The sequence below is a fragment of the Pantoea sp. SJZ147 genome, assembly GCF_007828605.1.
GTDB lineage: Bacteria > Pseudomonadota > Gammaproteobacteria > Enterobacterales > Enterobacteriaceae > Pantoea > Pantoea allii.
The window spans coordinates 205743-226154 of sequence record NZ_VIVB01000010.1; the positions used below are offsets into that span (position 1 = coordinate 205743).

Consider the following 20412-nt stretch of genomic DNA (forward strand, 5'->3'; position numbering starts at 1 on the left):
AAGTGTGACACAATACGCCAGAATGATGCGCAGGGCTACGGGCATCATGCGGCCGTTCAGACTCTTTTTTTTCGGCAACCAGGAGGGCGGATGAAGCAACACAGAGCAAGCTGGCTGCAACGTGAACAGGCGTTTGCCGCCTTTGCTACCGGCCCATTGCTTGATTTCTGGCACAGCCGTGAAGAGTGTGAATTTACCGGCGTTGAAAATCTGACGTTACGTTATGTCCGGTTCATTTCACCGAAACACAAGCGCGTTATTTTGATCGTACCCGGGCGCATTGAGAGCTACGTTAAATACCCCGAGCTGGCTTACGATCTGTTCCACTGCGGATTTGACGTGATCGTGCTCGATCATCGGGGACAGGGACGATCGGATCGCCTGCTGGACGACTCTCATCGTGGACATGTCGTGGAGTTTTCCCACTATGTTGATGATCTCGAAACGCTTTATCTCAAAGAGATTGTAAGCCGTCATTATCAGCAGCGTTATGCGTTAGCCCATTCGATGGGCGGGGCGATTCTGGCCCTGTTTCTGGCGCGTCAGCCTGGTGCGTTTCATGCTGCGGCACTGGTCGCGCCGATGTTTGGCATTGCTTTGCCGTTACCCTCTTTTCTGGCGCATAAAATACTCGACTGGGCGGAAAAAAGGCCTGCCGTGCGCGATGGCTATGCGTTAGGCACAGGGCGCTGGCGGGCGCATCCTTTTGGCATTAATCGCCTGACACACAGCCATGAGCGTTATCGGCGCAGCCTGCGTTTTTATGCGGACGATCCGGCCATTCGTGTTGGCGGACCCACTTATCACTGGGTTCGGGAAGGCATTCATGCCGGACGTAACATCTTCAGTCAGGTGGATAAAATGACGACCCCGCTGCTGCTGCTGCAGGCCAGCGAAGACAGCGTGGTAGATAACCGCTCACAAGATCTTTTTTGTACCGCCATGGCGGCGGCGGGTCATCCCTGTGAGGGACGCAAACCCCAGATCATTAAAGGTGCGCGCCACGAGATCCTGTTTGAAAAAGACAGCATGCGTGCTGAAGCACTCAATGCGATCGTCGATTTCTTTTTGTCGCATCATTAGTACTCCGTTTACATTACCGGCTACGGCCAACCGACACAGATACCCGAGGTTTTCATGTACCACATTGTTGTGTCCGACCTGGACGGCACACTGCTTTCCCCCGAACATCGCCTCACGCCTGATGCCCGCGAAACCTTGCAACAGCTGGTTGCACAAGGCATTCACTTTATTTTCGCCACGGGCCGCCATCATATTGATGTTGGGCAAATGCGCGACAAGCTGGGTATTCCGGCGTATATGATTACGTCAAACGGCGCGCGCGTGCACAATCCCGCAGGAGAGCTGATTTTTAGCCACAATCTGGATATGGATATTGCCCAGGATCTGTTTGGGCTGCAGTACCATCATCCGGAAGTGCTGACGCACGTTTATCGCGATGATGAGTGGTTTGTCAGCCGTTGCAGCCCGGCAGAGAAAGACTATTTTCGCGAATCCGATTTCCATTATCAGGTTTATGAACCGGGTATATTGCCGACTGACGGCATCAGCAAAGTCTTTTTCACCTGTGAAGAGCCTGAGCATCTGATTCCTATGGAGCTGGCGATTGAAGCGCGCTGGGGCGATCGCGTTAACGTCAGCTTTTCACTGCCGACCTGTCTGGAGGTGATGGCGGGCGGTGTTTCTAAAGGTCATGCGCTTGAATCCGTAGCGAAACAGTTAGGCTTTACGCTGAAAGACTGTATTGCCTTTGGTGATGGTATGAACGACGTAGAAATGCTGAGTATGGCAGGCAAGGGCTGCATTATGGCTAACGCGCACCAGCGTCTGAAAGATACCCTGCCGGAGCTGGAAGTGATTGGCAGCAACGCCGAGGATGCGGTGCCGGCAACGCTCAGAAAGTTGTATTTATCGTAGCGCGCCTGCGCAGAAGGCCGGCGAACCGGCCTTCTGACGGTTACGCCCGTTTTTGTTTGTGTTTATGCTCGCTGACCATGGTGAGCAGTAACAAAATCACCGCCAGCACACAACCCACAATCATCACCAGGAAGCCGCCATCCCAGCCAAAATAGTCCACCGTGTAACCCACAATGGCGCTGGCTGCGACCGAACCGCCCAGATAACCGAACAATCCGGTAAAACCGGCTGCCGTCCCGGCGGCTTTTTTCGGTGCGAGTTCCAGCGCATGTAGCCCTATCAGCATCACCGGACCATAGATCAAAAAGCCAATGATTATCATGCAGGCCATATCTACACCGGGATTTCCTGGCGGATTAAGCCAGTAAACCACCGTCGCGATGGTGACCAGCGTCATAAAGAACACGCCCGTCGCTCCACGGTTTCCGCGAAAGACTTTATCTGACATCCAGCCGCACAACAGCGTGCCGGGAATTCCTGCATATTCATAGAAGAAGTAAGCCCACGATGACTTATCCAGGGTGAAGTGTTTTACCTCTTTGAGGTACGTCGGCGACCAGTCCAGAATGCCGTAACGCAGCAGATAAACAAACACGTTTGCCAGGGCGATATACCACAGTAATTTGTTTGGCAGGACATACTTCATGAAGATTTGTTTTGCGGTGAACTCTTCTTCATGGCTCGCGTTGTAATCCGCCGGATAATCGTCTTTATAAGCCTCAACAGGCGGTAGGCCACAGGACTGTGGTGTATCTCGCATCAGCGCAAAGGCCAGGATTGCAATGGCAATCGCGCCGAAGGCGGGCATATAAAGGGCCGCTTTCCAGTCGTTAAACCACGCCATTCCCAGCAAAAACAGCAGGGGCGGAATTCCCCCGCCGACGTTATGCGCACAGTTCCACACCGACACGATACCGCCACGTTCTTTTTGCGACCACCAGTGCACCATGGTGCGTCCGCAGGGCGGCCAGCCCATTCCCTGGAACCAGCCACAGATAAACAGCAAGACAAACATCACCATAATGCTGGAGGTCGCCCAGGGAACAAACCCCATGAACAGCATCACGACAGCGGCCAGAATCAATCCGGCAGGTAAAAAAACGCGGGGATTAGAGCGATCCGATACCGAACCCATAATGAACTTGGAAAAGCCGTAAGCGATAGAGATGCCCGAAAGCGCAAACCCCAGATCGCCGCGCGAGAAGCCCTGTTCAACCAGATAAGGCATGGCCAGGGCAAAATTTTTCCTGACCAGATAGTAAGCCGCATAGCCAAAGAAAATACCGATGAAGATCTGCCAACGCAGGCGGCGATAGAGGGGATCGACACGCTCCTCTGCCACCTGGGGCTGGTGTGGTGCAGGTTTAAAAATACTTAGCATTATGGTGGCCCTCCGGGCGCATTATGGTTTTGATTCCCCAGCAGGTTGGGTCGAAACATAAAAAAAATGGTGCTCGCGATGCACCATTTCGCGCAGAGAATAGACAGAGACAGTGCTGTTTACTGTGATGAATGACAAATTTGTTACAGTTTTATTACAGTAAAGCGCGAAAATGCCAGGCAGATGCGCTTTTTCGCACATTTTTGGCGGCAACAGGCGTGGTGTGGGAAGGATAAAACAGGCAGAGAAAAAGGATAACGCCTGAATGCCTGGTAAGTAACCAGATGTCAACCAGATAAATCGGCTCTGATTCAGGACTTTGTTTACACTGACGCTCTGTTTATTTCGGGGTTGTTACCGTGCTTTTATTGATCGTTACTACCATTCTGTGGGCATTTTCTTTTAGCCTGATCGGTGAGTACCTTGCCGGGCAGGTCGACAGCTGGTTTTCCGTATTGATGCGCCTGGCGCTGGCCGCCATTGTCTTTCTGCCGTTCCTGCGCTGGCGTGGATACCGGCCTTCAACGCTCTTGCTCTATATGCTGGTCGGGATGCTGCAACTGGGCATTATGTATTTACTGAGTTTTGAAGCCTATTTGTATTTGAGCGTGTCAGAATTCCTGCTGTTTACCGTGATGACGCCGCTCTATGTCACCTTGATCTACGACCTGATAAGTCGAAGGCCTCTGCGCGTCGGATACATTTTCAGTGCCTTGCTGGCCGTTGCGGGCGCGGCGATTATTCGCTACGACAAAGTCAGCGAAAACTTCTGGTTTGGTCTGCTGTTAGTGCAGTTAGCCAATATCTGCTTCGCGGCCGGGATGGTGGGCTATAAGCGTTTGCAGGAAACCCGGCCGATGCCGCAGCACACGGCGTTTTCGTGGTTTTATCTGGGCGCGGTGCTTATAGCTATTATTGCCTGGGCAGCCTGGGGCAATCCCAACAAATTACCCACGACGACGCTGCAATGGGGAATCCTTGTGTGGTTGGGCGTTGCGGCGTCGGGACTGGGTTATTTTATGTGGAACTATGGGGCAACGCAGGTCGATGCCGGCACGTTGGGCATTATGAATAACATGCACGTTCCGGCAGGATTGCTGGTTAACCTTGCGATATGGCAGCAAAAACCGCACTGGCCAAGCTTTATCGCTGGTGCCCTCGTGATTATGGCGTCGCTGTGGGTACATAAGCGCTGGGTAGTCGGTAACAGCGCGAAATAGCCGGGCTGACCTTAGCGGGAAAAAAGATCAGTGGGGGATGAGAAGGCGCGCCGGGCGCCTCGTCAGGCGAGTGATGCCTGATGCGCTAAAGGCTGAACGGCTTATGCTTACTCGTGATGACATATTTCGCGAGCGAGCGACAGGACACAGCCTCTGCGCCTCAGGCAGGAAAGCAAACGGGCACGGATGTCTGCTTTCCCGACCGGGTGAAATACCATCGAGCTGCGTTTTAAGCGGGTTTGCCTGTGGCGGGCCGATGAATCATCGTCAGCCCTTTAAGGAAATTACGCAGAATCTGGTCACCGCATTCACGGTAATTTTTATGATCCGGTTTGCGGAAGATCGCGCCAATCTCTGCCTGAGAAACCGTAAAATTGGCCTTTTTTAGCACATCAGGAATATCCGTCGTTTTTAAATCAAACGCGATACGCAGCTTTTTCATGAAGATGTTGTTGTTCATCTTGCGTTCAATGGACGGCGCGGGCGCGTCGTCACTTTTGCCACGGCGATGAAAAATTAAACCGTTAAGGAAATATCCCATCACAACATCGGGGCAGGGACGGAATGCCGCATCCTCATCTTTCTTCAGCCAGCTGGTGATATCAGCCTGAGCAACCTCACATTCAGCCAGCGCAAAAATCGCCACCATTTTGGCATCGTTCAGATCGAGCATATAGCGCACGCTGCGCAGAATATCGTTGTTAGTCATGGTGAGATCTTCTCATGGTAAATCGACAGGCTGCGCATTATAGGGGATTTTGCCTGCTACCGTGCAGCTTTGTCACTCACGCGATAAAACCTTAGCAGGATGCGCGGCGTCCCTGACGAACGGCAGATGCTCGCAGGCATGCTGACGGGCAAAACGCATAAAGGCTTCCAGTACCGGCTGACGCTGTTCCCCGTCGCGCACGGCGGCATAAAGGCGGCTCCATAAGCCGTCGCCCAGCGTTTTGGTGATCACCAGTCCCTGTTTTTCAAAGCTTTCTACCACCCAGTGCGGCAGTGCCGCAATTCCCATGCGCGCCGATACCATCTGAATCATTAACAGGGTGTTATCGACGTTCTTAAGTGCAGGGCTGATGCCAGCGGGTTGCAGAAAGTGACGCCAGATATCCAGCCGCTGGCGTTGTACCGGATAAATCATCAGGACTTCATCCGCCAGATCGTCAGGGGAAATATGTTCAACCTGTGCCAGAGGATGATCCGGTGCCAGCACCAGTCGGACTTCGAAATCGAACATCGGAGAATAGAACAAGCCTGAGCGCGGCAGGATATCCGAGGTTAATACAATATCCAGTTCCCCCTGCTGCAGGGCAGGCTGCGGATCAAAGGTCACGCCGGATTTAAAATCCATCACCACCTGGGGCCAGCTCTGGCGAAACTTATCTAATGCCGGCGTAAGCCACTGGATACAGCTGTGACACTCAATCGCTACGCGCAGGGTTGTCTGATGCGGCTCATGGCAGGCCTGAAGTGCCTGCTGAATCTGCGGCAGTATCTGCTCTGCCAACTGCAATAAAATTTCGCCCTGCGGCGTAAAACGCAATGGCTGACTTTTACGGACAAACAGACGGAATCCCAGCCGCTGTTCCAGATCGCTGAACTGATGTGATAACGCCGACTGTGTCTGATGAAGCTGAGCCGCTGCCGCTGCCAGCGAGCCCGTATTCTGCAGAGCCTGAAGCGTCCGGAGGTGTTTGAATTCGATCATGAGAGTCCTTCACATCGAAACTGAATAATTTGCGCTTGAGGAACATACAGTACCCGCAGAATATAGCGGTGTAAACATCTGGACGGCTAAACATCTTTAGCGACCCGCTAAAGCCGAAGAATTTCTGGAGAATAGTGAATGACTATCCTGAATCATACTCTCGGTTTTCCACGTATTGGCCTGCGTCGTGAGCTGAAAAAAGCACAAGAAAGTTATTGGGCTGGCAACATCACGCAGGAAGAACTTCTGGCGGTGGGTCGCGAACTGCGCGCCCGCCACTGGCAACAACAGAAAGAGGCCGGCGTCGATGTGCTGCCGGTCGGTGATTTTGCCTGGTACGATCATGTTCTGACGACCAGCCTGATGCTGGGCAATGTGCCTGCTCGCCATCAAAACAACGATGGCTCCGTTGATCTGGATACGCTGTTCCGCCTGGGCCGTGGTCGTGCACCGACGGGTGAGCCGGCGGCAGCGGCGGAAATGACCAAATGGTTTAACACCAACTATCACTACATCGTGCCAGAATTCACTCAAGGGCAGTCGTTTTCGTTAACCTGGACTCAACTGCTGGATGACGTCGACGAGGCGCTGGCGCTGGGTCATTACATCAAGCCCGTATTGTTAGGCCCGGTAACCTACCTCTGGCTGGGGAAAGTAAAAGGCGTGCCGTTTGATCGTCTGTCACTGCTGAACGACATTCTGCCCGTTTATCAGCAGATCCTGGCCGAACTGAAAAAGCGCAACATAGAGTGGGTACAGATTGATGAGCCCGCCCTGGCGCTGGAACTGCCGCAGGCATGGCGTGATGCGTTTAAACCGACTTACGCTGCATTACAGGGGCATAGCAAACTGCTGCTCACCACCTATTTTGACAGCATCGGTCAGAACCTGGATGTCATCAGGTCACTGCCCGTACAAGGCCTGCATGTGGATCTGGTGCAGGGCAAAGATGACATTCAGCGGTTGAACCAACAACTTCCCGCAGAGTGGCTGCTGTCTGTCGGTGTCATCAATGGTCGTAACGTCTGGCGTGCCGATCTTAGCCACTGGTTTGAACGCCTGCAGCCGCTGGTGGGCTCACGCAAGCACCTGTGGATTGGTACCTCATGCTCACTGCTGCACAGCCCCATCGATCTCAGCGTAGAAACCCGTCTGGACGATGAAGTGAAAAGCTGGTTTGCCTTTGCGTTGCAAAAATGTCGTGAGCTGTCGCTACTGAGCACGGCGCTTAATCACAACGATCCCGGCTCCCTGGTGGAGTGGAGCGCGCCGGTTCAGGCGCGCGCTCACTCAAGCCGCGTTCACAATGCGGCTGTTGCGCAGCGTCTGGCAAACGTTCAGGCCAAAGATACCGCGCGGGCCAGTGCTTACCCCGAGCGGGCCAGAGCACAGCGCCAGCGTTTCAATCTGCCCGCGTGGCCGACCACTACCATCGGCTCCTTTCCACAAACCCCCGAAATTCGTGGCCTGCGGCTCGACTTCAAAAAAGGCGCAATAGATAGCGCGCATTACCGTACCGGTATTGCCGGGCACATCAAGCAGGCGATTGTTGAACAGGAGCGCCTGGGGCTGGACGTGCTGGTTCATGGCGAGGCCGAACGCAATGATATGGTGGAATACTTCGGCGAGAACCTGGATGGCTTCGTGTTTACGCAAAATGGTTGGGTACAAAGTTACGGTTCACGTTGTGTTAAACCGCCGGTGATCATTGGTGATGTCAGCCGTCCGGAAGCCATTACCGTCGAGTGGGCCATGTATGCTCAGTCCCTCACCGATAAGCCGGTAAAAGGCATGTTGACGGGTCCGGTAACGATTCTTTGTTGGTCATTCCCGCGTGAGGATGTGTCACGTGAAACGATCGCCAAACAGATTGCGCTGGCGCTGCGTGATGAAGTTGCCGATCTGGAAGCCGCCGGTATTGGCATCATTCAGATTGATGAGCCTGCACTGCGTGAAGGCTTACCGCTGCATCAGTCAGACTGGGCCGACTATCTGCGCTGGGCAGTAGAAGCGTTTCGGTTAAACGCCGCCGTCGCCAAAGACGACACTCAGATTCACACGCACATGTGTTATTGCGAGTTTAACGACATCATGACATCCATTGCGGCACTGGATGCGGACGTGATTACCATCGAAACGTCGCGTTCTGATATGGATTTGCTGGATGCATTTAACGCGTTCGAATATCCAAACGAAATCGGGCCCGGTGTTTACGATATTCACTCGCCCAACGTACCCGATGTCGAGTGGATAGAAAATTTGTTACGTAAGGCGGCACAAAGTATTCCAGAAGAACGTCTGTGGGTGAATCCGGACTGCGGCCTGAAAACCCGTGGCTGGCGCGAAACCCGACAGGCACTGGCTAACATGGTTAAAGCGGCAAAAAACCTGCGGGGTGAAACCGCCTGATTTCCTGGTGTTGTGTCAATACGTTGTCAGTATGTTGGGGCGCTTGCGCGCCCCCTTTTTTTGATCACGTCGCGGGTGCAACGCCGTATTGCGTAAACCAGGCTAACATGCGCGCCCAGCCATCGGTTGCCGATTCTGCGTGGTAGCTCGGACGATAATCAGCGTTGAAAGCATGTCCGGCATCGGGATAAACAATAATCTCAGCGTTGGCATTGGCCGCATGCAATGCCTGACGCATCTGCTCGACGCTTTCCAGCGGAATGCCGTCATCCTGACCACCGTATAATCCCAGAACCGGTGCGTTCAGATCGACGGCGATATCGATAGGGTGCTTTTGCTGCTTCATGGTTTTTTCGCCAACCAGCCGACCATACCAGGCCACGGCGGCGCGCAGCTGCGGGTTGTGCGCGGCATAAAGCCAGCTGATGCGTCCGCCCCAGCAGAAGCCGGTAATCCCCATGCGGCGAATATCCCCACCGTTACGGGCAGCCCAGTTCGCTGCGTGATCGAGATCCGCCAGCACCTGACTGTCAGGCACTTTGCTGACCAGCTCTTTAAACAGCGTCGGAATGTCATTGTAGTCATTCGGATCGCCTTCACGGAAGTACAGTTCTGGCGCGACCGCCAGATAGCCTTCCAGCGCCAGCCGACGACAGATATCGCGGATGTGTTCGTGAACGCCAAAAATTTCCTGTACCACCAGCACCACCGGCAAAGGACCGTCTGCTGACTGTGGTTTCGCATAAAAAGCCGGCAGGTTTTCGCCCTGACTCGGAATAGAGGTTTCCCCCGAATGGATGGTGGGGCTGTCGGTAATAATCGTGGTTGATGCTGTGGGCTGAACTGCCGGAGCAAACGCGCCTGCAGCTGATTTTTGTGTCATATTATCGTCGGTCTTCATCATTCTCTCCGTGCAAGCATAGGCGCAATCACGTAACTATAGCCTGGCCACCTGTGACAGGTTCCAGACAGGGAGTAACAGAGTGGTTAACCAATAAAATTACACTTCTCTTTAACATTCCCGCGATAGCTTCCACATCACCATATGTAGCAATACACAAGGCGATGAATGGATGTGTGATATTGATCACCCTATTTTTCTTAGAAAATGTAACTTTCATTTTCTTAAGTGAATTTAGTCACATATTTACCTCGCCCGGTGACGTAAAGTGGCGTGAAAATTTTCCTTAACCCGGAGTCTGATATGACACAGTCTGACGTTTTCCATCTTGGCCTGACCAAAGCTGATCTGCAGGGGGCGACGCTGGCCATTGTTCCCGGCGATCCTGAGCGCGTAAAAAAGATTGCCGGGCTGATGGAAGATGCACAGCACCTGGCTTCTCATCGTGAATTCACCACCTGGCTGGCTAAGCTGGATGGCAAGCCGGTTGTCGTGTGTTCCACAGGGATTGGCGGGCCTTCGACATCGATTGCCGTCGAGGAGCTGGCGCAGCTTGGCGTGCGTACCTTCCTGCGCGTGGGCACCACGGGGGCGATTCAGCCGCATATCAACGTCGGGGATGTTCTGGTCACAACGGCATCAGTACGCCTGGACGGGGCAAGCCTGCATTTCGCCCCCATGGAATTCCCGGCGGTGGCGGATTTCACCTGTACTACAGCATTGGTGGCGGCCGCAGAAGCCTGTGGTGCCAAAACGCATATCGGTATTACGGCCTCCTCTGACACCTTCTATCCCGGTCAGGAACGTTACGATACCTTTTCCGGTCGCGTCGTTAATCGTTTCCAGGGATCGATGCAGGAGTGGCAGCAGATGGGCGTGCTGAACTACGAGATGGAGTCGGCGACCCTGTTAACCATGTGTGCCAGCCAGGGGCTGAGAGCGGGAATGGTGGCGGGCGTGATCGTCAACCGTACGCAGAAAGAAATTCCGGATGCCGTGACGATGAAGCAGACGGAAAGCGATGCGGTGAAAATCGTGGTAGAAGCCGCGCGCCGTTTACTGTAATCCCCTGTTTTAACAGGCAGGCGAGTGATCAGGCCTGCCTGTCTCATCCCAGACAGATTGTTGCGTCACTGCTTCCAACGCTTCCAACGCCAGTAAATATATCTGGACATTCATACAGTGCGAATTTACCTTTTCCCTCATTAGTCTGACCAGCGGGGAAAATATGGATCAGCACATCATTATCAGCATCTGCCTGGCGCTTGTCGGCCTTGGTGTGGGCTGGATACTGGCGCAAATGCGCATCGGCCATCAGTTAGCCAGCTTTTCCACGGAACGCCGCTTGCTCAACGAGGCGCAGCAGCGTCAGCAACAGCAAATCGAACAACTTCAGCAGCAGGTGCAGCAGCGCGAGCACGAGTTGAGGCAGCTTCATGGTTCATTAAGTGGGGCCAGTGAGCGCCTGCAACAGCTTGATTACTGGCGCAACGAGAGTGAACAGCTCACACGTGAACTGCGGAACCAGCTGGAAGTGAACAGCGCCCAGGAAGCGGAACTGCGTGAGGTCACGATTCGCCTGGAAGAAACCCGCTTCGCAGCGGAAGAAAAACAGCGCCTGCTGACAAACAGCGAGCAGCGGCTCAGCGCGCAGTTTGAAAACCTTGCTAACCGAATTTTTGAAAACAGTGGACGTCGGGTCGATGAACAGAATCGACAAAGCCTGAACAGCCTGATAGGGCCGCTCCGGGAACAGCTTGATGGTTTTCGTCGCCAGGTGAATGAAAGCTTTGGCGCGGAAGCCCGTGAGCGGCACACGCTGACCCATGAAATTCGTCAGTTACAGCAGTTAAATGCCCAGATGGCTCAGGAGGCGCTTAACCTCACTAAGGCGCTGAAAGGCGACAACAAAATTCAGGGCAACTGGGGCGAAGTGGTACTGAGTCGGGTACTGGAAGCCTCAGGGCTGCGTGAAGGCTATGAGTATGATATTCAGGTCAGCATGCAGAACGAACAGCAAAGTCGTATGCAGCCTGATGTGATTGTCCGCCTGCCGCAGGGAAAAGATGTGGTTATCGACGCCAAAATGACGCTGGTGGCCTACGAGCGTTATTTTAATGCCGATGATGACGTTGAGCGTGAACAGGCCATTCAGGAACATGTCAGCGCCCTGCGTGGGCACATTCGTCTACTGGGCCGCAAAGATTATCAACAATTACCCGGTTTACGCTCGCTGGATTATGTGTTGATGTTTATTCCGGTTGAACCGGCCTTCCTGCTGGCTATTGATCGTCAGCCAGAATTAATCAGTGAAGCCCTTCAGCAGAACATCATGCTGGTCAGCCCGACTACACTGCTGGTGGCCCTGCGGACGATTAACAATCTCTGGCGCTATGAGCATCAGAGTCGTAATGCACAGCGCATTGCAGAGCGGGCCTCCCGGCTGTATGACAAAATGCGGCTGTTTGTTGATGATATGAGCGGGATTGGTCATAGCCTTGATAAGGCGCAGAACAGCTATCGCGAGGCAATGAAAAAGCTGGCAGAAGGGCGGGGCAATCTTATCGCACAGGCGGAAGGCTTTCGCGATCTGGGCGTAGAAGTCAAACGCGCCATTAACCCGCACCTGGTCGAGCAAGCTATGCCTGAAAATGAGCACGACAGCGCGCCAGATGACGAGAACCATCCAGACGAACATCATGAGCAGGTCCGGCACCTCCGCGAATAAGCAGGTCGCCAACGTGCCTGACCTCCATGACTCTGATACACTTCGGTAAGTATTGTTTGTGGAGCAGGTAAAACCGATGGCAGATGAATCACAGCAGGAAACCACCCATTTTGGCTTTCAGACGGTCGCCAAAAGCGAGAAAGCCGACAAAGTCGCGGACGTGTTTCACTCCGTAGCGGCAAAATATGACCTGATGAACGATTTGATGTCGTTTGGCGTCCATCGAGTCTGGAAGCGTTTTACCATTGACAGCAGCGGCGTGCGCCGTGGCCAGCGTGTGCTGGACCTGGCGGGCGGGACAGGCGATTTAACCGCAAAATTCTCGCGCCTGGTGGGCGAAACCGGTCAGGTCGTTTTGGCTGACATTAACAGCTCAATGCTGAAGATGGGCCGGGAAAAGCTGCGCAATCTGGGCGTGGTAGGTAACGTCAGCTATGTGCAGGCTAACGCCGAGGCACTGCCGTTCCCTGATAACTATTTTGACTGCATCACTATCTCTTTCGGCCTGCGTAACGTGACTGAAAAAGAGAAGGCGCTGGCGTCGATGTTCCGCGTGCTGAAGCCGGGTGGACGTTTGCTGGTGCTGGAGTTCTCCAAACCGGTTATCGAACCGCTGAGCAAAGCCTACGATGCCTATTCTTTCCACGTTCTGCCACGTATCGGGCAACTGGTCGCTCAGGACGCGGAAAGCTATCGTTACCTTGCTGAATCCATTCGTATGCATCCCGATCAGGAAACCCTGAAAGCGATGATGAATGACGTAGGATTTGAAAACACCACCTATTTCAATATGACAGGTGGCATCGTGGCGCTTCATCGTGGGTTCAAATTTTAACCATTATGGCGATGACCTTAACACCCGTAATCACCGCCGGTATTGAGACGGCGTTAAACCGCATACTGTATCGTGACCGTGGCCTGAAAAGCGCACGCCAGCGCCTTGTCGGTAAGGTACTGACGTTACGTTTAACTGAGCTATCCTGGCCGCTGGTGCTGGTATTTAGCGAACAGCAACTGGACGTGCTCAGTGACTGGCAGGACAAGAGTGACTGCACGGTCATTACACAGCTCAAATCCTTGCCAAAATTACGCGATCGCCAGCAGCTTACGACGCTGATTCGCAGCGGTGAGTTACAGGTTGAAGGTGACTTGCAGGTGGTTCAGCACTTTTCTGCGCTAATGGATCTGGCCGAGCTGGACCCCGCTGAATACCTTGCCCCCTGGGTCGGTGACATCGCCGCTCAGGGGATGAGTCAGGGTGCACAGCGTGCATTGCGTTTTTTCAAAGCAGAAACACAACGGCGTCAGGACTACCTTGGTCAGGCATTAACAGAAGAGTGGCGGGTGGCGCCTGGTGCGCTGGAGTTTGCCTGGTTCTCTGAGGAGGTTAGCGCGATGGAACGTTCGCTTGAGGCGCTTGATGCGCGTCTGGCACAGCTGGAGGCGAAATGAGTTTTGGAGAGATCCGCCGGTTATATTTTATTATTAAGGTGTTTTTGACGTACGGCCTTGATGAACTGATTCCACAGATGCGTCTGACGCTTCCACTGCGACTGTGGCGCCGCTGTATTTTCTGGATCCCCAACCAGCACAAGCAAGAACTCCTTGGCGTACGTTTACGTATGGCCATGGAGCAGTTAGGCCCGGTCTGGATCAAGTTTGGGCAGATGCTGTCAACGCGTCGTGATCTGTTTCCGCCGCTGATTGCCGATGAACTTGCGGTCCTGCAGGACCGCGTTGCCCCCTTTGATGGGGTCAAGGCTAAAGCGCAGATCGAAGCCTCAATGGGCGCACCGATTGAATCCTGGTTTGATGATTTCGAGATTATCCCACTGGCTTCGGCCTCTATCGCTCAGGTTCATACGGCAACGCTAAAATCCACAGGTAAAAAAGTCGTCATCAAGGTCATCCGTCCGGATATCCTGCCGGTCATTAAAGCGGACATGAAGCTCATTTACCGCATTGCCCGCTGGGTGCCCCGTCTGCTGCCCGATGGCCGCCGTCTGCGCCCGGTTGAGGTGGTTCGGGATTACGAGAAAACCCTGATTGATGAGTTAAACCTGTTACGCGAAGCGGCCAATGCGATTCAACTGCGACGGAACTTTGAAAACAGCCGCATGCTGTATGTGCCGGAGGTTTACTCAGACTATTGCAGTGAAACCATGATGGTGATGGAACGCATTTATGGCATTCCTATCTCTGATGTGGCAACGCTGGAGCAGCACGGCGTTAACATGAAGCTGTTAGCGGAGCGCGGCGTTCAGGTGTTCTTTACGCAGGTTTTCCGCGACAGTTTCTTCCATGCCGACATGCACCCCGGCAATATCTTTGTCAGCTACGATCATCCTGAAGACCCGCAGTATATTGGTATCGACTGCGGCATTGTCGGATCGCTCAATAAAGAAGATAAGCGCTATCTGGCAGAGAATTTTATTGCCTTCTTCAACCGTGATTACCGCAAAGTCGCGGAGCTGCATGTCGACTCGGGCTGGGTGCCAGCCGACACCAATGTTGAAGATTTCGAGTTTGCCATCCGTACCGTGTGCGAGCCTATTTTTGAGAAACCGCTAGCGGAAATCTCGTTTGGTCACGTGCTGCTGAATCTGTTTAACACAGCGCGTCGCTTTAATATGGAAGTGCAGCCCCAGTTGGTGCTGCTGCAAAAAACCTTACTGTATGTCGAAGGGATTGGTCGCCAGCTCTATCCGCAACTGGACTTATGGAAAACGGCAAAACCGTTCCTTGAGGACTGGATTAAGGATCAGATCGGTATTCCGGCGATTATCCGTGCCGTGAAAGAAAAAGCCCCTTACTGGGCAGAAAAATTGCCAGAGCTGCCAGAGCTGTTTTACGACAGTTTGCGTCAGCATAAGCAGCTACGTCTCAGCGTGGATAAACTCGCGAGCGATATAAGTGTCCAACGTACACGTCAGCATCAGGCTCGTTACCTGTTTGGCGTAGGTGCGACACTGCTTATTAGCGGAACGGCGGTGCTCCTCAGCAGGCCTGAATGGGACCTGTTCCCGGCGGCATTAATGGCGGCGGGCTTTGTCAGCTGGTTAATTGGCTGGCGTAAGACAAACTGATTGTCACTTGCGCCAGAAACACGGTAATGTCGCTGATTCGGGCCCGAATAAATACGGGTTTCTGTAGGGCATTACGCCACAGCGTTTAACAAAAAAATCGAGGCTATCTCATGGGCGGTATTAGTATTTGGCAGCTGTTAATTATTGCCGTGATTGTGGTTCTTCTGTTCGGTACCAACAAATTACGTAATCTGGGTTCGGATTTAGGTTCTTCTATCCGTGGTTTTAAGAAAGCCATGGGCGATGAAGACGATAAAAAGGATCAACCGAAAGAGCAGGACGCTGATTTCCATGCCAAAACGCTGGCGGATAAACAGCCAACGTCGGCTCAAAAAGACGAAGTCAAGAACGACAAGCAGGTGTAAACCGTGTTCGATATTGGTTTTGGTGAATTGGTATTGGTATTCGTGATCGGGCTGATTGTTCTTGGCCCGCAACGGCTCCCGCTTGCGGTTAAAACGGTCATGGGCTGGATCAGAGCGATTCGCTCGCTGGCCGCCAACGTTCAAAGTGAGCTGGCGCAAGAGCTTAAGCTGCAGGAGTTGCAGGACAGCCTGAAAAAGGTGGAGGAAGCCGGTCGGGGCACGCTGTCGCCCGAGCTTAAAGAATCCATGGAAGAGCTGCGTAAAACGGCTGACTCAATGAAGCGCTCGGTAAAGCAGAGCATTGATATTGAAAGAGACGAAGACGAAGCCAATACCATTCATTCTCCACAACATACATCGACAGCTGATACGCTGCACCCGGTTACCCCCGCGACCAGTGAGCATCAGGCGCAGGCACCTGTACAGGCACCACCGGCGACACCTGAACCTGTTGCCTCTCAACCGACTGACAGCCGTGCTGAGCCCGCGCCGGTCCAGTCGTACCCTGCACCTGTACAGGCACCGCCGACGACACCTGAACCTGTTGCTTCTCAACCGACTGCCAGCCGTGCTGAGCCCGCGCCGGTTCAGTCGTATCCTGCGCCTGGGCTCGCCAGTGCACCGGCACAGTCGCCAGCGCGTGTCGATGCACAACCTGCGGTTAAGCCCGAAAGCGCTGCGCCGTCAGCAAGTTCAGTTTCTACTCCTTCTGCAAGTGATGAACGATAATGGCCGTTGAAGATACCCAACCACTTATCAGCCATCTGATTGAGCTGCGTAAGCGTCTGTTGAACTGTATTGGTGCTGTGCTGGTCATCTTTCTGGCCCTGATCTACTTTGCTAACGACATCTACCACGCGGTGGCATCGCCGTTAATTAATCAGATGCCTGCGGGTGCCAGCATGATCGCGACTGATGTCGCGTCACCCTTTTTTACCCCGATTAAGCTGACGATGATCGTGTCGGTGTTTCTTGCCGTGCCGGTTATCCTGTATCAGGTCTGGGCCTTTGTCGCGCCAGCCCTTTATCGTCATGAACGCAAGTTGGTCATGCCGTTACTGTTCTCCAGCACCCTGCTGTTTTACGTTGGCGTGGCGTTTGCCTACTTCATCGTCTTTCCGCTGGCTTTTGGCTTCTTCGCTAAAACGGCTCCGCAGGGCGTGACCATCGCAACAGACATCACCAACTATCTCGATTTCGTGATGACATTGTTTATGGCATTTGGTGTGGCGTTTGAAGTGCCGGTTGCGATTGTGCTGCTCTGCTGGACGGGCATCACTAACCCCGACGATTTAAAAAAGAAACGCCCCTATATTTTGGTTGGTGCGTTTGTTGTTGGGATGTTGCTCACACCGCCAGATGTTTTTTCCCAAACTTTGCTCGCTATTCCGATGTACTGCCTGTTTGAAGTCGGCGTATTCTTCTCACGTTACTATGTGGGGAAAGGCCGTCAGGCAGAGGATGAGGAAGATAACGCCGACTCCTGATGTCAGATCCAGCATCCCGCACAGGCGGGAGAGTCAAGTCAAAAACCGCCGCCAGGCGGTTTTTGTTTATGGTGTTAATGATAAAGAGTGAAAAAATATGTTTGATATCGGTGTAAACCTGACCAGCACGCAGTTCGCCTCCGATCGGAAAAAGGTGATCTCACGCGCGCGCGAAGCGGGCGTCACCGGCATGTTGATTACCGGCACCAACGCGCTTGAAAGTCAGCAGGCGCAAAAACTGGCAGAGGCCCATCAGGATTATTGCTGGTCAACTGCTGGCGTGCATCCACATCATGCCAGTGAATGGTCAGCGGAGATTGCGAGCACGTTGCGCCGCCTGGCTGAGAAAAAAGAGGTGGTGGCAATCGGTGAATGCGGACTGGATTTCAATCGTAACCTGGCCGCTCACCAGCAGCAGGAGTATGCGTTTGATGCGCAGCTGGCGCTGGCCGCTGAGCTGAATATGCCCGTGTTTCTTCACTGTCGGGAAGCGCATGCGCGTTTTGCCGCCGTGCTTGAACCCTGGTTGCCTAAACTGCCTGCCGCCGTCATTCACTGCTTTACCGGCACGCGTGAAGAGTTAACGGCCTGCCTGGAAATGGGGCTGTCAGTAGGCATTACGGGTTGGGTATGCGATGAACGCCGTGGTATCGCGCTGCGTGAGATGTTGCCGCTGATTCCCGCCGATCGATTATTGCTGGAAACGGATGCGCCCTATCTGCTGCCACGTGATATGCGCCCCCGTCCTACATCAAGACGGAATGAACCCTGCTTTTTGCCGCATATCCTGCAGCAGGTCGCAATCTGGCGCGGCGAAGATGCCGGGACGCTGGCAAAACAGGTGGATCACAATGCGCGTAAGCTATTTAGGCTGATCTAAGCTTTGCGGAACTGCCGGTTGTCCACGCTGCGTACGACCTGTTTGTTCAGCAGATTCAACAACAGGATTGAGCGCGCTTCGCCATCCGGCTCTGAAAAAATCGCCCGCAAGCCTTCAAACGTTCCCTCGGTGATGATCACCTCATCACCGTTTTGCGGTGTTTCGGGATCGAGCAGCGTTTGAGGCACGTCGGTTTGTAACGCATCAATAACCACGGCAGGCACGGTAGCCGGCGTCGTACCAAAGCGGACAAAATGGCTGACGCCACGCGTGCTGCTTATGGTTGTGGTATGAATGGCTTCCGGATCAAACTCAATAAACAGATAGTTTGGAAACAGCGGTTCACTGACGGTAGTTCGCTTACCACGCACGATTTTCTCCAGCGCGATCATCGGACTCAGGCAATTTACGTCTTGCCGCTCAAGATGCTCTTTCGCACGCAATAGCTGCCCACGTTTGCAATAGAGTAAATACCAGGATTCCATAACTGCTCCCAATGAATGGACGCTAAGAATAGCAAACCTCCAGCCAGAGTTATAGCGCATTGGGGGTTGGAAAGCGGCGTTGCATGGAAAATAAACTAAGATTGTTCTGAATGGTGAGTACCACCGCATAAAGTGAATAACTGTGAATTATTCGCAACCAACGGGGCAAAAATTATTGCCGCAAGCCGCCTGATTGACGTCAGTGACAGGTAAGGGAGAGGATGCGGTGCATAAAGCTCAACACATCCCCCACAATCAGCCCTATAATGACCCATTCACTCTGGCCGGAAAGTTGAAGCCGCATGAAATATCAGGATTTAAGAGACTTTATTGCGCTGCTTGAACAGCGTGGTGAACTGAAGCGTATATCGCACGAGATCGACCCCGAACTGGAAATGACGGAAATTGCGGACCGCACCTTACGAGCAGGTGGCCCGGCACTGTTGTTTGAAAACCCAAAGGGTTACGACATGCCCGTCCTGTGCAACCTGTTCGGTACGCCAAAGCGCGTTGCCATGGGAATGGGACAGGAAGAGGTCAGTGCACTGCGTGAGGTGGGTGAACTGCTGGCATTCTTAAAAGAGCCTGAGCCGCCGAAAGGCTTCCGTGACCTGTTCAGCAAAATTCCGCAGTTTAAGCAGGTGCTGAATATGCCCACCAAAAGGTTGCGCAATGCACCCTGCCAGGAAGAGGTTTTCAGCGGCGATGACGTCGATCTGACGCGGATTCCCGTCATGAAATGCTGGCCCGGCGATGCGGCTCCGCTGATTACCTGGGGGCTCACCGTAACCCGCGGTCCGCACAAAGAGCGGCAGAACCTGGGCATCTATCGCCAGCAGGTTATTGGTAAAAACCGCCTTATCATGCGCTGGCTTTCTCATCGCGGCGGCGCCCTTGATTATCTGGAGTGGACCAAAGCCCACCCAGGCGAGCGTTTTCCGGTCTCCGTTGCGCTGGGCGCCGATCCGGCAACCATTCTTGGCGCGGTGACGCCCGTCCCGGACACCTTGTCAGAATATGCCTTTGCGGGTCTGCTGCGGGGTAACAAAACCGAAGTGGTTAAATGCATTTCCAACGATCTGGAAGTGCCTGCCAGCGCGGAAATCGTGCTGGAGGGTTATATTGAACCCGGCGATATGGCCCCAGAAGGTCCTTATGGCGACCACACCGGTTACTATAATGAAGTCGACAGCTTCCCGGTCTTTACCGTTACGCATATTACGCAGCGGCATCAGCCTATTTATCATTCAACCTACACAGGGCGTCCGCCAGATGAACCTGCCGTTCTGGGCGTGGCGTTAAATGAAGTGCTGGTGCCTATTCTGGTTAAACAGTTTCCGGAAATCGTCGACTTCTATTTGCCACCGGAAGGATGCTCCTACCGTCTGGCGGTCGTCACGATTAAAAAACAGTATGCCGGTCATGCCAAGCGCGTGATGTTTGGCGTTTGGTCATTTCTTAGGCAGTTCATGTACACCAAATTTGTTATTGTGTGTGACGACGATGTTAATGCCCGGGACTGGAACGACGTTATCTGGGCAATTACTACGCGAATGGACCCGGCGCGCGATACCGTATTGGTGGAAAACACGCCAATCGATTATCTTGATTTTGCGTCACCGGTTTCAGGACTGGGTTCCAAGATGGGCCTGGATGCGACAAATAAATGGCCGGGCGAGACAGAACGAGAGTGGGGCACGCCGATTGTTAAAGATCCGGCAGTCACTGCGCGTATCGACGCTATCTGGGATGACCTCGGTATTTTTGAACAGCCATCACAGCGTTGATGGCGCGCAATAACCATAAAGACGACCCGACAGA

General features: G+C 53.4%; 19 protein-coding genes. 14 read left to right on the forward strand and 5 right to left on the reverse strand.

What is annotated here, in order from left to right:
• Window positions 1-90: 90 nt before the first annotated feature.
• Together pldB and yigL are read left to right on the forward strand one after the other, a co-directional pair.
• Window positions 91-1083 carry a lysophospholipase L2 gene (gene pldB, locus FBY13_RS15910; RefSeq protein WP_063877912.1) on the forward strand — a complete coding sequence of 331 codons (993 nt, stop codon included), beginning with the start codon at window positions 91-93 and terminating at the stop codon, window positions 1081-1083.
• Between the two features lie 54 nt (window positions 1084-1137).
• On the forward strand, window positions 1138-1938 hold the full coding sequence (gene yigL / locus FBY13_RS15915; RefSeq protein WP_063877913.1) for a sugar/pyridoxal phosphate phosphatase YigL: 801 nt from the start codon (window positions 1138-1140) through the stop codon (window positions 1936-1938).
• 40 nt (window positions 1939-1978) lie between these two features.
• Here the strand turns inward: yigL and glpT are convergent, their stop codons facing one another.
• A complete protein-coding gene (gene glpT, locus FBY13_RS15920; protein ID WP_145394592.1) occupies window positions 1979-3319 on the reverse strand; it encodes a glycerol-3-phosphate transporter in 1341 nt (446 codons plus the stop codon).
• A 359-nt stretch (window positions 3320-3678) separates the two neighbouring features.
• Here glpT and FBY13_RS15930 point away from each other — a divergent pair, with 359 nt between their 5' ends.
• Window positions 3679-4539, forward strand: a complete 861-nt coding sequence (locus FBY13_RS15930; protein WP_063877915.1) for a carboxylate/amino acid/amine transporter — start codon at window positions 3679-3681, stop codon at window positions 4537-4539.
• Between the two features lie 229 nt (window positions 4540-4768).
• Here FBY13_RS15930 and FBY13_RS15935 read toward each other — a convergent pair whose 3' ends face one another.
• Complete coding sequence (locus FBY13_RS15935) at window positions 4769-5248, reverse strand: DUF1456 family protein (RefSeq protein WP_109717889.1); 480 nt, start codon at window positions 5246-5248, stop codon at window positions 4769-4771.
• Window positions 5249-5320: 72 nt separating this feature from the next.
• Window positions 5321-6250 carry an HTH-type transcriptional regulator MetR gene (gene metR, locus FBY13_RS15940; RefSeq protein WP_063877918.1) on the reverse strand — a complete coding sequence of 310 codons (930 nt, stop codon included), beginning with the start codon at window positions 6248-6250 and terminating at the stop codon, window positions 5321-5323.
• 138 nt (window positions 6251-6388) lie between these two features.
• Here metR and metE point away from each other — a divergent pair, with 138 nt between their 5' ends.
• Window positions 6389-8659, forward strand: coding sequence for a 5-methyltetrahydropteroyltriglutamate--homocysteine S-methyltransferase (gene metE / locus FBY13_RS15945; RefSeq protein ID WP_145394593.1), 2271 nt, complete (start codon window positions 6389-6391; stop codon window positions 8657-8659).
• Between the two features lie 64 nt (window positions 8660-8723).
• Here the strand turns inward: metE and FBY13_RS15950 are convergent, their stop codons facing one another.
• Entirely contained in the window at window positions 8724-9560 is an 837-nt protein-coding gene (locus FBY13_RS15950; RefSeq protein ID WP_063877920.1) for a dienelactone hydrolase family protein, read from the reverse strand.
• Between the two features lie 303 nt (window positions 9561-9863).
• Here FBY13_RS15950 and udp point away from each other — a divergent pair, with 303 nt between their 5' ends.
• The 9 genes from udp to tatD all read left to right on the forward strand — a co-directional run bounded on the left by udp (window position 9864) and on the right by tatD (window position 18106).
• Window positions 9864-10625, forward strand: coding sequence for a uridine phosphorylase (gene udp, locus FBY13_RS15955; protein WP_063877921.1), 762 nt, complete (start codon window positions 9864-9866; stop codon window positions 10623-10625).
• A gap of 163 nt (window positions 10626-10788) precedes the next feature.
• Complete coding sequence (rmuC, locus tag FBY13_RS15960) at window positions 10789-12288, forward strand: DNA recombination protein RmuC (RefSeq protein ID WP_145394594.1); 1500 nt, start codon at window positions 10789-10791, stop codon at window positions 12286-12288.
• Window positions 12289-12364: 76 nt separating this feature from the next.
• Entirely contained in the window at window positions 12365-13123 is a 759-nt protein-coding gene (gene ubiE / locus FBY13_RS15965) for a bifunctional demethylmenaquinone methyltransferase/2-methoxy-6-polyprenyl-1,4-benzoquinol methylase UbiE (RefSeq protein WP_063877923.1), read from the forward strand.
• Window positions 13124-13134: 11 nt separating this feature from the next.
• Window positions 13135-13740 carry an SCP2 domain-containing protein gene (locus FBY13_RS15970; RefSeq protein WP_063881074.1) on the forward strand — a complete coding sequence of 202 codons (606 nt, stop codon included), beginning with the start codon at window positions 13135-13137 and terminating at the stop codon, window positions 13738-13740.
• Entirely contained in the window at window positions 13737-15374 is a 1638-nt protein-coding gene (gene ubiB / locus FBY13_RS15975) for a ubiquinone biosynthesis regulatory protein kinase UbiB (protein ID WP_109717886.1), read from the forward strand. The genes FBY13_RS15970 and ubiB overlap by 4 nt, the downstream gene beginning before the upstream one ends.
• Before the next feature lie 110 nt (window positions 15375-15484).
• Window positions 15485-15739: a twin-arginine translocase TatA/TatE family subunit gene (gene tatA, locus FBY13_RS15980; RefSeq protein WP_063877925.1), complete on the forward strand. Its 255-nt coding sequence runs from the start codon at window positions 15485-15487 to the stop codon at window positions 15737-15739.
• Between the two features lie 3 nt (window positions 15740-15742).
• Window positions 15743-16468 carry a Sec-independent protein translocase protein TatB gene (tatB, locus tag FBY13_RS15985; RefSeq protein ID WP_096012948.1) on the forward strand — a complete coding sequence of 242 codons (726 nt, stop codon included), beginning with the start codon at window positions 15743-15745 and terminating at the stop codon, window positions 16466-16468.
• Window positions 16468-17226 carry a Sec-independent protein translocase subunit TatC gene (gene tatC, locus FBY13_RS15990; RefSeq protein ID WP_063877927.1) on the forward strand — a complete coding sequence of 253 codons (759 nt, stop codon included), beginning with the start codon at window positions 16468-16470 and terminating at the stop codon, window positions 17224-17226. Before tatB ends, tatC begins: the two co-directional genes overlap by 1 nt.
• Before the next feature lie 97 nt (window positions 17227-17323).
• Window positions 17324-18106, forward strand: coding sequence for a 3'-5' ssDNA/RNA exonuclease TatD (gene tatD / locus FBY13_RS15995; RefSeq protein WP_096012954.1), 783 nt, complete (start codon window positions 17324-17326; stop codon window positions 18104-18106).
• Here tatD and rfaH read toward each other — a convergent pair.
• A complete protein-coding gene (gene rfaH, locus FBY13_RS16000) occupies window positions 18103-18591 on the reverse strand; it encodes a transcription/translation regulatory transformer protein RfaH (protein ID WP_063877928.1) in 489 nt (162 codons plus the stop codon). The genes tatD and rfaH overlap by 4 nt on opposite strands.
• A gap of 302 nt (window positions 18592-18893) precedes the next feature.
• Between rfaH and ubiD the strand changes: the two genes are divergently transcribed.
• Window positions 18894-20378, forward strand: coding sequence for a 4-hydroxy-3-polyprenylbenzoate decarboxylase (gene ubiD / locus FBY13_RS16005; RefSeq protein ID WP_096012949.1), 1485 nt, complete (start codon window positions 18894-18896; stop codon window positions 20376-20378).
• The last annotated feature ends 34 nt before the right edge of the window (window positions 20379-20412 follow it).